Origin of the sequence: Larkinella punicea, assembly GCF_003334855.1 — a bacterium.
Taxonomy (GTDB): domain Bacteria; phylum Bacteroidota; class Bacteroidia; order Cytophagales; family Spirosomataceae; genus Larkinella; species Larkinella punicea.
In genome coordinates this window covers 61,342-77,607 of sequence record NZ_QOWE01000024.1, presented here as the reverse complement: position 1 = coordinate 77,607, position 16,266 = coordinate 61,342, and the positions used below count along the sequence as shown (strand labels likewise).

Here is a 16,266-nt window from a genome sequence, read left to right as displayed (position 1 = left end):
TTTGCTCCGAAAAGTTTTTTTCGCCCGGTTTCGCTTTCTTAACCCGGGTTAAAAATATTGGTCGCGATCCTGCCGAATTTTGTCCTGTTCAAATCGCTGAACGACAAACGAAAACATACCTTCTAAACGATACGATCATGAAAGCCAGTAAAACCAAAACCGTTCTGTTTGTTACCGGAGCCTTCGTCGCCAACAGTGGTTGGGCTGAATGGAAAGCCTATTTTGAAAGCCAAGGCTACAAAACCCTCGCCCCCGCCTGGCCCTACAAAAACGGCACGGCAGCCGAATTGAGAAACCGCCAGCCAAACGACACCGACCTGGCCGCCCTGACCCTGGGCGAACTCGTTGACCACTACGCGGCTATTGCCAAAAGCCTGCCCGAAAAACCGATCATCATCGGACACTCGCTGGGCGGTTTGATCACGCAGATTCTGGTGAGCCGCGATCTGGCGGCTGCCGCCGTCGCCATCCACTCCGTGCCTCCACAAGGTGTTTTTCCCTACGAATTTTCGTTTCTGAAAGCCGGCTGGAAAGCCCTCGGGTTGTTTACCTCGCTCAAGAAAACCTACCTGATGTCTTTCAAAGACTGGCAATACGCTTTCGTGAATAACATGCCGCTGGCCGAGCAACAAAAGGCGTACGATGAAAACACGATTCCGGAATCAAAAACCGTCGCCCGCGGGGGGCTGACCAGTGCCGCCAAAGTGGATTTTGCCAAACCGCACGTCCCCCTCCTGCTCACCTCCGGCGAGATCGACAACATCATCCCGGCCCATTTGAACTACCGGAATTTCAAAGCGTATAAGGGGAACGGTTCGGTGCTGGATTACAAGGAATTTCCGGGGCGCAACCACTACGTGCTGGGACAGTCGACCTGGAAGGAAGACGCCGATTATATCCTGAACTGGCTCGCCAAACACGCCTGATAGCCTAATGCCCGCTGCCTATTCTCATCAAGTACCGAAGCCGTCTACATTGTTGTTGAACGATAGTTCGACAGATTTTTTTTAGGAATTTGTCAAATAAATCAGTTAATTCTATTGCGATACGATAGCTGATAAGATAGTATTGCTGAATGGAACACGTTTAGGAATTGAAAAAAGAAAAATTTTCGGCATGGAACAACTGGATGAAATCGACAAAAAACTGCTGCGGCTTTTGCAGGAAGACGCAAAGCTGACCACCAAAGAACTGGCGTCTCAACTGGGTTTAACCCTCTCACCGGTTTACGAACGGATCAAACGGCTGGAAGGTCTCGGTTTTATCAAACAGTACGTAGCCGTTTTGGATAAAAACCTGCTGGGGCAACCGATTACCACGTTTTGCCAAGTGTCGATGCGGTATCATGACAAAGCCTTCATCAACAAGTTTGAAGAAGAGATCAAAAAACTGGTTGAAGTGCAGGAGTGTTACCACATGGCCGGACAGGTCGACTTTCTGCTGAAAATCCACGTCGGCAGTTTAGACGAGTACCACAACTTCGTAAAATACAAACTATCTGAAATTGAGAACATTGGCACCCTGAACAGCACGTTTGTGCTGAAAGAAATCAAACGTAACCTGGGCTACCCGATTCATTGAGTGTCGATGCGGGGCAATGACCAGCCTTTCCGGATGGCCAATAGCCGAATTCGGGCCAATGCGTTTTTGCCCGGCGGGAAATACCACCAGATCGGCTTTATGATGCCGAATCGGTTTCGGTATTCAGCCAGACGACTTTTTGTTCCGACTGGTGTTCCTGCCCGATAATGTCCCGGTAGAGTTCGGGTCGACGGGCCAGTTTATAGCGATAACCGCCCGCCCGCGTCAGCTTTTCCGGGGTGCAAAGCGCCATCGCCAGGTCATTGCCGAGCGTCCGGCATTCGGCCAGCACATCGCCAAAGGGGTCGATGATCATCGAGCAGCCGTTTTTGAGCTGATCGTCGTCCATGCCAATCGGGTTGGAAAAAACCACGTAAATGCCGTTGTCGTAGGCCCGGGCCGGGAGCCACTTCATCAACCAGGAACGGCCTTTCATGCCGTCGAATTCCAGCCGCAGCGAGGTTGGGTCCTGCTCCCGGTTTTCCCAGAGCGCCGGATCGACAAAACCGGCACCGGGGCGGGTCGAGGGCGTGCCCATCGTGACGTGCGGCATGAAAATGATGTCGGCCCCCAGCAGGGTGGTGGCCCGGACGTTCTCGATGATGTTGTTATCGTAACAGATCAAAATGCCACATTTCCAGCCCTTAATCTCAAAAACGACGTATTGATCACCCGGCAACAAATGGGGATTGATGAAAGGATGGAGTTTGCGGTATTTGGCAACCAGCCCGTTTTCATCGACGCACACGTACGGTTTATACAGGCGGTTTTGGTCGTCTTTTTCAAACAAACCGGCCAGAACCACAATCTGGTGTTCGCGGGCAATTTCGGTCAGCGCCCGAACGCTGTCACCGTCCGGTACGGGTTCGGCCAGTTCCAGCATTTGTTCCCGCGACAGGTGCCGGGCGTGGGTATAACCGGTAATCGAGCATTCATGAAAAGCAATGACATCGGCACCCTGTTGAGCGGCCTGTGCGGCTAACTGGCGGATGATCGAAAGGTTGTAGGCCTTATCACCGTTGCGGTGTTCAAACTGGGCGGTGGCAATGCGAAGCGGTTCCATCCCGCAAAAGTAAAACGAGAATCATATTTCGGCTAATGAATACCGCCCCGGTTTATCAGAATTCAAGAAATAACCGTTCGGTTTGTTGCCCCTTTAGGGGCTCCACAGCGTAGCGTCGGTAGTCAACCCGGTTTTTCACGTTTTAGTGTGCCGTGAGGTGCACGACCACCATCTCGCTAAAAATAGTTGCGTGCCTATCGGCACGCGGAATCGTGAAAAACCGGATTGACTACCGACGCTGCGCTGTTCAATCCCTCCGGGATTTTTGGATTTAATAATCCCGGAGGGATAACCCATGTTGTAGCGGTGGGGTTTAGCCCCTTGATTAACCGTGGGCGGTTTTGTTCACCCCAATCCAACGACAAACGTCTACGGCTTGGCCGCTTCCTGCACCAGCTTCTGCTGCAGCCACGTCAGGTTAAACCGGTAATGAATGCTGCTGCTGATCAGATGAATCAGATTGTCAGGGGTTTGGGTGAGAGCCAGATAGCCGCGTGGTTCGGCATTGGTTGCGTTCATTTCAAACGCGCCCGTCCAGGCTCCGCCGTTGAGGTAGCGGTATTTTCCGTCGGTTAACAGCTTCTTCACCGGCCAGGTTTTGCCTTCGTCGAACGAAAGAGCCGCATACATGCCGTAGCCTTTGAACGGCTTTCCGCTGGCGTCAGTAAACACCATGCCTTTCTTTGTTTCGTCGGGTTCTTCGGGGTGGTGCGTAAACGCAATCAGCATCAGTGGCCCTTCGTTCAGCCGGTAGAAAATCAGCCGCTGCCCGCCCCCAATTGGCGGAAATTCCGAGGGCGAATACGTCCAGGTTTTGCCCATGTCCTTCGATACGCTCATCGGCATTTTTGCAACGCCATCGGCACCGGAAACGTTATCGTTGCGACCAAACGCCATCAAGCTACCGTCTTTCAACTGCGTTACCCCCGCATGAATCCCGGCAATCAGTCCGCCGGAAGCGCCGGTTTTGTAGTCCGGTTTTTGCGGGTCGGTATACGGTGCTACCCAGGTTTTGCCGCCATCCTTGCTGACGTGCACCGCCGTTCCGCCCGACGAACTGGGATCAGCATCACAGGCCTGCACCAGCCATCCTTCTTTCGTCTGAAACAGCCCGGCAATTACCTGATGCCGCTTTTCGTGTTCCGGAGCCACCAGTTGCGGGGCCGACCATGTGGCGCCGTTGTCGCGGCTGATGCGCAAAACCATCGCCAGATTCTGCCAGTCTCCGCTGGCTTCGACGCCGTTCATGTGATAGATCGTTCCTTTTCCGTCGTGAAAAAGTGAGCTGCCCGTCATGTTGCGATCCGGCACTTTGAAAAATTCGGAAGGCGCATCCCAGCGCGTCTGACCGGCGCGCAACCGACTGGCCACCACCGTCATTTCACGCCCGGATTCCTTCTCGGTCGAGAACCAGATCGCCAGCAGATCGCCGTTCGGACACCAGCTCAGGGCGGGTTGGTGGTTGTGCGAATAATACGTCACCCCGGCATCACAAGCCGGTTTGTTGGCATAGCGAATCGGTTCCAGAAAAACCGGCTGTGAGGGCGACACGGTTTTCCACGAAAACGGTTTTTGGGAAACTTTCTGCGCGTTGGCTTTGGACGGCAGGGCCGGAAGCGGCTGGCTGACCGGTTTTTCGGCCTGTACGACCCGAAAGCCCACCAGCCAGTGTCTGTCGTCGGGAATCATGCCCAGACGGTTGGTTGCCCGTAAATAATTCATCGGAGTGCCGTGGCTTCCTCCGCGTGTGACGCGAAACAAACCGACAGCCCGGCCCACGGGGTCGCGCTGTTCGGCGGCTTCGTAGGGGCCATACCAGTCCGAGCACCACTCTTCGACGTTGCCGTGCAGATCCTGCAAGCCCCATGGGTTTGCAGGATTCTGTCCCACTTTCAACGAGACTACCACCGGCGTGCGGTCGGTTTTCTGGCTTTTCTGGTAGCTGTTGGGTAAAAACCGGCCCGTCGAAAAATCGGTCACGGTGCCGGCATGACAGGCGTATTCCCACTCGGCCTCAGTCGGAAGCCGATACGGTTTGCCTTCTTTTTTGCTCAGCCAGTCGCAAAAAGCCACGGCTTCGGCGTAGTTCACGAACACAACGGCTTCGTCATCTTCTTTAGAAAAACCGGCTTTGCCCCGCAGCTTTTTGTGTTCGGGGTCGAACGCTTCGTATTGCGCATTGGTCACCTCGGTGGCTGCCATCCGGAACGGTTTGCTGATCGTCACGCGGTGTACCGGTGCTTCATCAGCGTTTTCGCCTTCGCCTTCCGACCCCATGTAGTACCGCCCGGCAGGAATGGTCACCAGCTTCATGCCGACGGAGTTGATTTCCTGGGAGAAAGCGGTTTTTGCAAACAAAAGGAAGAGGAGAATGAGACGGCTTGGTTTCATACGGACTTAATACTTTGAGAAATAATGCTTCATTCAACGCGTGGAAAGTACCGTCAGGCACAGTATCCGGATCGTAAAGATAGAAGGTCAAGCGAGTTTTTGCCCCGTTAGGGGCTTTAACAGCGTAGCGTCGGTAGACCTGAGAAACCGAGCCATTTTCGCCCCGTTACGGGCTCAACAGCGCAGCGTCGGTAGACCTGAGAAACCGAGCCATTTTCGCCCCGTTAGGGGCTCAACAGCGCAGCGTCGGTAGATAAAGACAAATCCACAGTTCCATCGTGCCGTGAGGTACGAAACAACTAATACCTGCTGTCTAGTCGCGTACCTCACGGCACGCGTTGGGCTACTGATTGTTTTCGGCTACCGACGCTACGCTGTTGAGCCCCTAACGGGGCAAGAATGGCTCGGTTTTTTCAAACTTCTGACAAACAGGAATGACTGGCTCGATAGGAACACGGATGCAACGGATCAAAACGGATTAAAATCTGTGGAAATCCGTTTTGATCCGTTCAATCCGCGTTCCTATCCAATCAATTTCCCAACGAAAACCGACTCGATTCCCAATTCCAGTTGGAGTTGATTGGCGGTTTCGATCAAGGCATCCATGTCGCGTTGCAAGGCCGGCATCAGGGGGTCGACGTCCCGGCGGGTGTACAATGAAATGGGTAAGCCCCGTTTTTGCAGGGTATATTTGGCAATGGTCGGATAGGCCGTGTGAACCAGATCCATACAATCTACGAAAAACTGCTGCACCCGCCTGACATCGTCCTGCCGCGCCGAGTTATTGTAGTTGTTGGCCAACCAGACCACCAGTTCCGGAAACTCATTGCCCTGAATGCACGACAAGCCGGCCGCTCCGGCCCGTAACGACGAAACCGCATTGACCATGTAGGCATCATACAAACCGAACTGATACCCGGCACCAACGGCAATCCGGCGGGCTACTTCGGCATCATCCAGACAAGTATCTTTGTGGTAGATAAGCCGTCCGGTCGGCATCAAATCTTTCAGTATCTCACTGCTAATCAACCGCTTGTAGGGAACCGGGCATTCGTAAAAACCCAGCGGAATATTTTCGGTCAAGGCAATCAGTTCGTGCATCCGTTCCAGAAAAACCACATCCGATTCGTCGGCATCGGCAATCAGGCTGGTGATGACGATCACGGCCTGAACACCGGTATCGTAAATCCGTTTGACAAAGTCGGCCTGCTGAGCGATGGGACCACCGAACGTGCCCGTGGCGACCACCGGAACCCGCCCGGCGGTTTGGTCCACGACCAGCTTGGTGACGGCCAGCCGTTCGGCTTCCGTCAGTTCATACATCTCGCTGGACAAACAGTTGGCAAACAGGCCCGCAGCACCCGCTTCGATGTAAAATTCGGTCAATTGGGCCAGCGTCGCCAGATCGACGGCACCGGTTTCCTGAAAAGGGGTAAGCATGACGGGAATGAACCCACGGGGTAACGACCCGACTGAAGGAGTGGAGGATGGCATGGTTAGAGGAAAGAAGGTAAAAAAGATCGTTACCCTGCCCACCGCCCCTTCAGGAGGGGCGGTGGAGGACGGGCAGACTAAGGGTTAGGGTTTAGAAACAGACTTTTTAATTGGGTTAGTCAAGGGGTAGACGCTACTGTTTAATGACGCTATTGTTGGGCTTCAATTCAGGAACAGGTTCGAGTTTTTTGCCCCGGATTCGGGTGAGCAGCAAGCCGACCAGAAAGATCGTCAGCGTTCCAACCACCATGACCATATTCAGGTGGAAAGTGCTGCGGAGAGCTGCGTATTCATCGGGAATCTGGGGCGAAAACGTCATCCAGACAATCACCAGCACGCCGACCAGGGTAGCCGTCAGGGCTTCAGCATTCTGGGTTTGCCGGGAAATCATGCCCAGTAAAAACAGACCCAGCATGCCACCGGCAAAAATACCGGACAGTTGCCACCAGATATCCAGCACGCTTTTGACACCAATCATGGCAATGCCAGCCACCATGCCCAGAACCCCGAAAACCGTAGTGGCAATGTATAACAACCGCAGCGATTGTCCGTCCGTCATCTTCGGGTTCAAATACCGCTGGTAAATATCGACCGAAAAAACCGTGGCCGACGCGTTCATGCTCGAACTGATGGTGCTCATGGCTGCCGACAAAATGGCCGCGACGATCAGGCCGACCAGCCCCGCCGGCACCTTGTTCACCATGAAATGCGGCATCACTTTATCGCCATATTCCGCCGGACTCAGGGTGGCCGCCAGTTGCCGGATGGCTTCGGGGCTGCCATTGGGCAAGCGTTCGCCGGCAACCTGCATCCGGATGGCGTCGAGCAGTTCCGGATTGGTTTGGTAGTAGGCGTACAGACACGAGCCGAGCACGAAAAACATCAGCGAAACCGGCACATACAGGTAAACGCACAACCAGATGGAGCGCGCGGCTTCCTTAATCGAGGTGGTGGTGTGATACCGCTGGACATAGTTCTGATCCATCCCGAAGTTGTTCAGGTTCATGAAAAAACCGTACAGAAAAATCACCCAGAATGTTGACTGTGAGAAGTTTGGCGCAAAACTACCCAGACTGAATTTGTCATCGACCTTCCCGATTTCAATAATCTTGTCGACCCCGCCCGGCATGCCGTCGACGACCAGATACAGAATGATGAGCGCTCCGGCGGTTTTGATGACGCCCTGTACCACTTCCGTCCAGATCACCGCTTCCATGCCGCCCATCACCGTGTAAAGAATGATGCAGATGCCGACCACGATCATGATCGTTGCCATCGGATAACCCGTCAAAGCCTGCAAACTCAGAGCGATGCCGAAGAAAATGGAGCCCATGCGGGCGAGTTGGGTCAACAGAAAACACACAACGGCGTAGGTTCGCGCCCAGGCCCCAAACCGGTGTTCCAAATGGGTGTAGGCCGACACTTCGCCGGTATTGCGGTAGAACGGAACAAAATACCGGGCGGCAACCCAGGCCGACAGCGGCATGGCCAGACTAAAAACGAACGAATTCCAGTTGCTGCCGAAGGCTTTTCCCGGTACGCCCAGAAAGGTATTGCTGCTGAGAAAGGTCGCGTAAATTGACATGCCAATGGCCCAGCCCGGAATCTTGCCCGAAGCTTTCGTAAACTGATCGGCACTCTTGTTGTTGCGGGAAAAATAGACCCCAACGGCAATCATCCCGACCAGATACGCTACAATGACCAGCAAATCGACAACGGGAAGAGTTTTCATAAGATTTCGAGCGTACCCCCAACCGTGCGACAGCCGCCCCTAAAGGGTCTTTACTGGATGTCCAAAGCCCCCTTTAGGGGGTTGGGGGCATTAGATAAATTATAAGAATTATTTTTTATTCTTTACCGAAAATAAGTGCTTCTTGATTAGCTTGCGGAGGCACTTTTATGACTGCGCTGGTATTTTATTTAATTTTACTGGCAAATGTACGCGATAAAGTGGTAATACCGGTATGGGGATTTTTCCAATTAATGTACGAATTTATCATATTCGAGTAATTCCTGAATGAAACCGCAATTTCACAAAGTACCCCTGAATGCCCAGGATTCGTTCAGCATCCGGCACGAAGTCAAAGCCAGTTTCGGGAACATCTGGCACTACCATCCCGAACTGGAATTGCACTACGTGATTCGGGGCGAGGGCGTCCGGTTTATTGGGGACAATGTCAGCAATTTTTCGGCGGGTGAAATGCTGCTGGTGGGCGAAAACCTGCCGCATACCTGGCGGTGTAACGAAGCGTATTTTCGGGAAGACCCCCATCTGCCGGTCGAAGCGATCGTGATGCAGTTCCGGCCCGATTGCCTGGGTCGCGATTTTCTGAATCTGACCGAAACCCAGCCCATCCGGCGGCTCTATGAAAAGGCGCTGCGGGGCTTGCTGATCAAGGGCGGAACCAGCGAAAAAGTGGCGGCTTTGCTGCACAGCGCGGTGGAAGCCCAGCCCCTGCAACGGCTGATCGTGCTGCTGTCGATTCTGGACGAGCTATCACACTCCGCTGATCTGGAGACCATTACGTCGGAACGGGCGTTCTACCAGTCGAACGAACTGGAAACCGTTCGGCTCAACAAGGTCTACAGTTACACCTTGTCGAATTACGCCAAAGACATCGGTCTTGACGAAATCGCGTCGGTGGCCAGCCTGAGTGTGACGTCGTTCTGCCGGTATTTTAAACTGATGACGCACAAGACTTACCACGAATTTCTGACCGAGATTCGGGTCAGTCACGCGTGTCGGGCGCTGATCGAAAACAAACTGAGTGCGGAGGCCATCTGTTTTGAAAGCGGTTTTAACAACCTGTCGAATTTTTACCGGCATTTCAAGCGCGTCAAAGGCATCACGCCCCTCGAATACAAACGAAATTATTTACAATAGACGATTGACGATGGACCATGGTCAATCGTCAATCGCCCATAAACCAAATCCATGCATTCCCGAATCGGCTGGCTTCTATTTGGCGCAAGCTTGCAGGCCTGCGCTCCCAAACCTCACACCACCATGACTTTTACGGAACACCAACTCACCTTCGACACCAAAGGACACACGATTCACAACAACCAGGCTTTTTCACCCACCGACGAGTGGCTGGTGTATGACACCCGGAACCAGGACGGCGGCATTGGCGGCACGGCAGCCATCGAAATGGTGAACGTCAAAACCGGCGAAATCCGGCTGCTTTACCAGACAACAAATCAAACCGAATTTGGTCCCGGCGTGGGGGCCGCCACCTTTTCGCCCACCCAAAACCGGGTGCTGTTTATCCACGGCGTCCGGAATGCCAACCAGCAGAAACCGTATGATTTCGACCGCCGGACGGGCGTGGCCATCGACATCGACCAGCCCGGCAAACCGATTTTTCTGGACGCCCGCAACGTCAAACCGCCCTTTACGCCGGGGGCCTTGCGGGGCGGTACACACGCACACTACTGGAGCGCAGATGGTCAGTGGATCAGCTTTACCTACAACGATCACCCCATGAATGTGCTGAGCAAAACCAATCCGGCGGTGAAGGATTTGCGCGTCGTGGGCGTGATGGCTCCGTTCGGAAAAGTGAGCGTGGCCGACGACGGTTCGCTGGAAAACAATCCGGGTGAGCTGTTTTCGGTGGTGGTAACGAAGGCCACTGAAAACCCCAAACCGGGCAGCGACGAGATCGACAAGGCGTTTGACGAAGGCTGGATTGGCAGCAACGGCTATCTGAAACCGGACGGAACCCGGCAGAAACGGGCGATTGCGTTTCAGGGCAATGTGCGCAACAAGGAAGGGAAAACCGTTACGGAAATTTTTGTGGCCGACCTCCCCGGCGACCTGACGCAGGCCGCTGACGGTCAGCCGTTGGAAGGCACTGAAACCACCCGACCGAATCCGCCGAAAGGCGTTCAGCAGCGCCGGATCACGTTCACGGAACACGGCGCGGAAGGCCCCCGCCACTGGCTCCGGACCCCGCCCGACGGTTCGGTGATCGGTTTTCTGGCGAAAGACCCCAGCGGAACGATTCAGATTTTTGGGGTGTCGCCCAACGGCGGTACGATCCGGCAACTAACCCGCCAGCCGTTCCCGGTCCAAACCACCTTCAATTTCAGCCCCGACGGTCGTTGGCTGGCCTATGCCGCCGACAATAGCGTGTTCGTCACGGATCTGCAAAACGGCGACTTCAGGCGATTGACGCCCCGCTCGTCGGACGACGCCAAACCCTGGAACGGCATCGTCTGGTCGAATAAAGGGGATCAGATTGCGTATAACCGCTACGTGACGACGGAGAAAGGGCGGTTTTTGCAGTTGTTTTTGTTGAAATAGCCTGGCTATTCAAAAAATACCGTGGTTTCTTAAACCGAAAGATAACGCGTGTGAAGACGGACGGTTTTCAGGTACTTACTTTTTTGTTACCAAGTCGGTTTCTGATTAAAAAAAATTCTACATTTACTGTCAAATCAGTGCTAAATCAGGCTACGTAATCGCCCGCATTCTTTCAATCGTATGTGGGCAGCGTTAGCTGATTTTATTAACCCTCCCGGTCAGGTCCGAAAGCAAAGTGAGCAAAACCTGTCATGAAACAGGTTTGTCGGCCTTTGTGCTTCAGTCCGTTTCATTTATCGACGAAACGTGTGTTGATTCAAATCCGTAGTTGGTTCCTGCCATTCGGCAGGGCGGAGATTGTTTGTGCCCTACGGAAATGACACGAGTCGGATTACTACGATTTTGATTGTTCATTTACTGATCTACTGTCCACCTAACTCCTTCCTCCCGATGAGTATTCATGTACACGTTTCGATGACCCGCAGGTATCTGATTCGCGCCGTATTCATTTGTCAACTGGTTGCCGTAGCTGCCGTTGCCGCTGTGCAGGCCCAGCCTCCCCTACGCTGGGATAAAACCTTCGGCGGGAGCAGTTCTGATGGGACCCCCGAGGTAGTCCAAACAGCCGACGGAGGGTTTCTATTGGGTGGTAGTTCTTCTTCCAATGCCAGTGGCGACAAATCGGAGAATAGCCGGGGCGGTCTGGATTACTGGGTGATTCGGATGGATGCCCAGGGCAATAAGCTCTGGGATAAAACCTTCGGGGGAAGCGAATGGGATGACCTCAATGCGATCGTCCCGACAACCGATGGCGGTTTTCTGCTTTGCGGTTCTTCGCGCTCCGGACCGAGTGACGATAAAACGGAGGACAGCCGGGGTGATCTGGATTACTGGGTGGTTCGGATTGACGCCGGGGGGAATAAACTCTGGGATAAAACCTACGGGGGAGATGGCTACGATGATCTGACTGCCGCTGTCCTGACCACCGATGACGGTTTTCTGCTGGGCGGTTCTTCGACCTCCGGGCAGAGTGGCGATAAAACGGAAGACAGCCGGGGAAATCGGGATTACTGGGTGGTTCGGATTGACGACGAGGGCAACATGCTCTGGGATAAAACCCTCGGAGGTGGAGAGATCGACTATTTAACGGCTTTGGCCACCACGTCCGATGACGGCTTTCTGGTGGCCGGTTATTCGCTTTCCGGGGACGATGGTGATAAAACCGAAGGGAACAAAGGCGGGGGCGATTACTGGGTGATCAAGCTCGATGAGGAAGGCAACACCCTGTGGGATAAAGCCATTGGAGGCAGTGAGACCGACTACCTGAGTGCGGTGCTGGCAACCCCCGACGGAGGGTTTCTCCTGGCCGGGGCTTCCGGTTCAAACACGAGTGGCGATAAAACCGAAGATAGCCGGGGTGATCAGGATTACTGGGTGGTCAAACTGAATGCTGACCGGGCGGTTGAATGGGATAAAACCCTCGGAGGAGATGGGTACGATGGTTTGTTCAGTGCGTTGCTCACGGCGGATAACGGTTTTCTGGTGGGGGGCTATTCCTACTCCGGACATAATGGCGACAAGTCCGAAGAAAACAAAGGGGATGTGGATTACTGGGTGATCAAACTCGATGAGGAAGGCAACATCCTGTGGGATAAGACGGTTGGAGGAACGGGAGCAGATTATCTGTCAGCGATGACCACGACCCTCGACGGCGGTTTTTTGCTGGCGGGACGATCTGACTCGAATGCCGGTGGGGATAAGTCCGACAATAGCCGGGGCGATTCTGATTATTGGGTCGTCAAACTGAAGGCGTGCGAGGTCGTGCCGTCTTCCCTGACCCTTACTTCAAATGTTGTCAACCAGCCGCTTTTCCAAAATACACCCTCCGTTTTGCTGACCGTTTCGGGCTGTAAGGGCGGCACTGTCGCCTGGACAGGTCCGGGCGGTTCTTCCGGGACAGGCGTAAGCATCCCGGTGCCCACGTCGGCCACCGGTACGCTGGTTTATTCGGCGACTTGTACGGGTGGACTTTGCCCTACCGCACCCGGTTCGGCTACGATCACCGTCAGCCCGCCCCTGGTGGCAGGCAGCTTCGACGGGTACATTTACGGGGCCGATTGCAACACCTTCCGGGGTTGGGCCTGGGACCGTAACAAACCCAACACGATTCAGTCCGTCGATATCCTCGACGGCCCCAACGTCGTTGTCACCATCCCGGCCAACGAGTTTCGGCAGGATCTGAAAGATGCCGGCAAAGGCAACGGCATTCACGCCTTCCGCTGGAGCATCCCGGCCGGACTTAAAGACGGCCAGGTGCATTATCTCTCGGCGCGGGTTGCGGGCAGCAGTTTTATTTTGAAAGATTCTCCCAAAGCCCTGGTTTGTGAGGAAGGGGCGTCTTCCCCACCGAACAAACAACCGGTGCCACCGACGGTTTCGCCCCTGGTAGCGCAGCAAAATGTGGCTTTCACCACCACGCTCCCGGCTTTTACTGATCCCGAAAACAGCACACTGAGCTACGGACTGGTGAGTTTACCAACGGGTCTGAGCTTCACCCCTTTCACCCGGCAAATCAGCGGGACACCCACGCAGAGCGGTTTGTTTGTGTTGACCTACTCGGCCACCGATGATAAAGGAGCCACCAACTCGGTGAGTTTCAACCTGACGGTCAATCCGGCCGCCACCACGCCGGTGACGGGCAGTTTCGAAGGGTATCTGGACAAGGTCGAATGCGGAACGATCCGGGGCTGGGTCTGGGACCGCAACAAACCCAACACGCCGGTAACGGTGGAGTTTTATAACACCAACACCCTGGAAGTGTATGGGAGTGTGGTTGCCAATATTTACCGGGTGGATTTGCTGAATGCGGGCAAGGGCAACGGCGCTCATGCCTACAGTTTTGAAGTACCAGCCGGGTTGAAAGACAATACGACCCGGTTGATCAGTGCGCGGGTATCGGGCAGCACGTATGTGTTGAAAGATTCGGGCAAGCCGTTAACGTGTCTGTCGGCAAGCCGGTTGTCGGCCGAAAGCAACCGGGAGTTCCAGGTCACGGTTTTGGGCAACCCATTGAGCCGCGATGCCGTAGAGGTAGAAATTCGGGGGGCGGAAGGAGAGCCGGTGCGGCTGGCGTTGACCGACGTGACCGGTCGGCTGGTGACGGAACGGTTGATTGAAAAAGCGGGAGTCGTCGAGCGGCAGGCCGTGCCAGTCGGCAAAAATGCTTCCGGTATACTCTTCCTGCGGGCAAGCAGCGGTTCGCGCTCTGTGACGTTGAAAGTATTGAGAAACTAACGAAGCACCGACGCCCGAACCCCGGCATCGAAAGGGCTGACCGTTCTTTCGAGGGTTCTCGGTGGCGAAACCGCTGTTGAGGAAATAGCGATCGGTTTTTATTGCAGGTCAAGATTTGAAATCCTGACCTGCAACCATTTCAAATCCTGACCAGCAACCGGGTTTGGGAGGCTTAACAAAAAACACGTCCGGGAGGTTGATGCATTGACGCTCCATCCGTCCGAAACACCGGCGAAAGGAGCGGGTAATATGGCTGATGTACATACCCCCCAGCAGCGGAGCTTCAACATGAGCCAAATCCGCAGCAAAAACACCAAACCCGAACTGCTGGTCCGGAAGTTTCTTTTTGCGCACGGTTTTCGCTACCGGCTTCATGACAAAAAATTGCCGGGGAAACCTGATGTTGTGCTACCAAAGTACAAAACCGTTATCTTCGTACATGGCTGTTTCTTTCATGTTTAAATCTATAGCCGTTAACTAACTGTGTAAAGTATTGTATTATAATTATGGCAAGAGATGATCTCTGGACACGCGACCAACTTATAGTCGTCTTTAATCTTTACTTAAAATTACCATTTGGGAAACTGGATAAACGAACACCAGAAGTAAAAGAACTCGCAGCTCTTATTGATAGAACGGATAATGCTGTTGCAATGCGGCTTAATAACTTCGCTCACGTTGACCCATACCATCAACAACGCGGAATAATTGGTTTAGCAAATGGTAAAAAACAAGTTGAACCAATATGGAATGAGTTTGTAAATAATAAAGAAGAATTAACTTTTGAAAGTGAACGAATTTTAGCTAATTATCAGCATAAGACCGTAGAAGAGAAATACCCGGAAATTGTGTTTGACTTGAAAGATTTGAAAGGCGAGGTTAAAATTAGAGCAGTGAAAACGCGGGTAAATCAGAATGTCTTTCGGCAAATGATTCTAAAAACCTATTCAAACCGTTGCGCTATTTCAGGCATAAATATTTCTGAATTGCTAGTAGCAGGACATATTGTTCCATGGGCTGCAAATGAGCAAGAAAGGCTTAATCCTGAAAACGGACTGTGTTTATCGAATTTATATGATCGTGCTTATGAAAAGGGGCTGATTTGTATTGATACGGATTTTAAAGTTCTTTTATCAAAGCGATTACAAGCCCAATCATCTAAAGAGTTTTATGAGCAGTTTTTCGGGCGTTTTGAGCATCAGTCCATTCAAGTGCCAAAGACCTACCAACCGAAAAAAGAATTTCTTGAATACCGCTTAGGTCTATTTGACCATTAGTATTTACAGACTTTTATAAAAGTATTACCATTTTTTAGACTTGATTTCTCCTTTCTTCTTCACTCATATTCCAGTAATCAATACTAAAGTATTCGTCTTCTCTATCAATAAAGCGGTGCGTTTGATCAGCGGATAAGCAGTCATAAATACTTCCTTTATAATTGGTATGCTGGAAATAGGCAATTATTTCGCCCCTGCAACCGCAAATTTCACAACTTGGAGATTGGTCTGGAATTGTAATATATACCGGCAAATTGGGAAGAATCATAAATATTTTAAATAAAACAGTTCTGGAAAACCGGAATTTAAAGAACGCAGCCAGTTTAGGATAAAATCAAAAAATCTTGGCAATCTATATAAGAAAAACGAAATCGTTGATGTAACGGCACTCTAACTAAACTACAATCATTTTCGCCAAATTAGCTCCCCTCCCCCAACCTTTTCCCCACCAAAAGCGTCTTACTACCAAAACCAGTACATCCATGAAGACGCTATCTTTGATTGTTGGCCTGCTGATGGTGGCCTGCCAGCCCAATCCCTGGGACCATGAAGTGGCCGTCAGTGCCGACTGCCCGGCTTATGCCGAATGGAAAAAAGCCGCCGAACTGCGCGAAGTGCCGGGGACGGTGGTCAACGAAGCGGAGACCTCCCAAACCAGTACGTGGATTTATATTCAGACCAGCGACAATACGCGCTATTTCGCCTGCAACCTGCCGACCTCGGTGCAGAAAACCGGTACGAAAGTCGTTTTCAACGCCGACGAGTTTGCGCCCCCGCCAAACGTCCGGCTGGCCGGTGTTCCGGTTAAACTGACCAAACTGCGGACGGCACCCTGAGACGGGATGACAATTGCGCACTGA

Annotated in this window: 14 protein-coding genes; 8 read left to right on the top strand and 6 right to left on the bottom strand. The window is 52.8% G+C overall.

The genetic code is table 11. From position 1 onward, the window contains the following. Nucleotides 1-137: 137 nt before the first annotated feature. Entirely contained in the window at nucleotides 138-926 is a 789-nt protein-coding gene (locus tag DUE52_RS24970; protein WP_114408802.1) for an alpha/beta hydrolase, read from the top strand. Between the two features lie 190 nt (nucleotides 927-1,116). After that, nucleotides 1,117-1,581, top strand: a complete 465-nt coding sequence (locus tag DUE52_RS24965; protein WP_114408801.1) for an Lrp/AsnC family transcriptional regulator — start codon at nucleotides 1,117-1,119, stop codon at nucleotides 1,579-1,581. 97 nt (nucleotides 1,582-1,678) lie between these two features. Here DUE52_RS24965 and DUE52_RS24960 read toward each other — a convergent pair whose 3' ends face one another. From DUE52_RS24960 to DUE52_RS24945, 4 genes are all read right to left on the bottom strand, one after another. After that, complete coding sequence (locus tag DUE52_RS24960; protein ID WP_114408800.1) at nucleotides 1,679-2,644, bottom strand: nitrilase family protein; 966 nt, start codon at nucleotides 2,642-2,644, stop codon at nucleotides 1,679-1,681. Between the two features lie 369 nt (nucleotides 2,645-3,013). Beyond that, nucleotides 3,014-5,035, bottom strand: coding sequence for an SUMF1/EgtB/PvdO family nonheme iron enzyme (locus tag DUE52_RS24955; protein WP_114408799.1), 2,022 nt, complete (start codon nucleotides 5,033-5,035; stop codon nucleotides 3,014-3,016). Nucleotides 5,036-5,557: 522 nt separating this feature from the next. Further along, nucleotides 5,558-6,529 (bottom strand): dihydrodipicolinate synthase family protein, encoded by a 972-nt coding sequence (locus DUE52_RS24950; protein ID WP_114408798.1) that lies wholly within the window; start codon nucleotides 6,527-6,529, stop codon nucleotides 5,558-5,560. A gap of 133 nt (nucleotides 6,530-6,662) precedes the next feature. After that, nucleotides 6,663-8,261, bottom strand: a complete 1,599-nt coding sequence (locus DUE52_RS24945) for a sodium:solute symporter family protein (protein ID WP_114408797.1) — start codon at nucleotides 8,259-8,261, stop codon at nucleotides 6,663-6,665. Nucleotides 8,262-8,546: 285 nt separating this feature from the next. Between DUE52_RS24945 and DUE52_RS24940 the strand changes: the two genes are divergently transcribed. The 3 genes from DUE52_RS24940 (at nucleotide 8,547) to DUE52_RS24930 (ending at nucleotide 14,129) form a co-directional block, all read left to right on the top strand. Next, nucleotides 8,547-9,413 carry an AraC family transcriptional regulator gene (locus DUE52_RS24940; RefSeq protein WP_114408796.1) on the top strand — a complete coding sequence of 289 codons (867 nt, stop codon included), beginning with the start codon at nucleotides 8,547-8,549 and terminating at the stop codon, nucleotides 9,411-9,413. A 123-nt stretch (nucleotides 9,414-9,536) separates the two neighbouring features. Continuing rightward, nucleotides 9,537-10,835, top strand: coding sequence for a DUF3748 domain-containing protein (locus tag DUE52_RS24935; protein ID WP_114408795.1), 1,299 nt, complete (start codon nucleotides 9,537-9,539; stop codon nucleotides 10,833-10,835). A gap of 450 nt (nucleotides 10,836-11,285) precedes the next feature. After that, complete coding sequence (locus tag DUE52_RS24930) at nucleotides 11,286-14,129, top strand: putative Ig domain-containing protein (RefSeq protein ID WP_133299945.1); 2,844 nt, start codon at nucleotides 11,286-11,288, stop codon at nucleotides 14,127-14,129. A 108-nt stretch (nucleotides 14,130-14,237) separates the two neighbouring features. Here the strand turns inward: DUE52_RS24930 and DUE52_RS32855 are convergent, their stop codons facing one another. Then, a complete protein-coding gene (locus DUE52_RS32855; protein ID WP_229312300.1) occupies nucleotides 14,238-14,504 on the bottom strand; it encodes a hypothetical protein in 267 nt (88 codons plus the stop codon). Here DUE52_RS32855 and DUE52_RS24925 point away from each other — a divergent pair. Further along, nucleotides 14,427-14,591, top strand: coding sequence for a PDDEXK family nuclease (locus DUE52_RS24925; RefSeq protein ID WP_229312299.1), 165 nt, complete (start codon nucleotides 14,427-14,429; stop codon nucleotides 14,589-14,591). The two genes, DUE52_RS32855 and DUE52_RS24925, sit on opposite strands and share 78 nt — an antisense overlap. A gap of 44 nt (nucleotides 14,592-14,635) precedes the next feature. Next, nucleotides 14,636-15,406, top strand: a complete 771-nt coding sequence (locus DUE52_RS24920; RefSeq protein ID WP_114408793.1) for an HNH endonuclease — start codon at nucleotides 14,636-14,638, stop codon at nucleotides 15,404-15,406. A gap of 34 nt (nucleotides 15,407-15,440) precedes the next feature. Here the strand turns inward: DUE52_RS24920 and DUE52_RS32215 are convergent, their stop codons facing one another. Then, nucleotides 15,441-15,674, bottom strand: a complete 234-nt coding sequence (locus DUE52_RS32215; RefSeq protein ID WP_133299944.1) for a hypothetical protein — start codon at nucleotides 15,672-15,674, stop codon at nucleotides 15,441-15,443. A 214-nt stretch (nucleotides 15,675-15,888) separates the two neighbouring features. Here DUE52_RS32215 and DUE52_RS24915 point away from each other — a divergent pair, with 214 nt between their 5' ends. Further along, nucleotides 15,889-16,242, top strand: a complete 354-nt coding sequence (locus DUE52_RS24915; RefSeq protein WP_114408792.1) for a hypothetical protein — start codon at nucleotides 15,889-15,891, stop codon at nucleotides 16,240-16,242. Nucleotides 16,243-16,266: the final 24 nt, after the last annotated feature.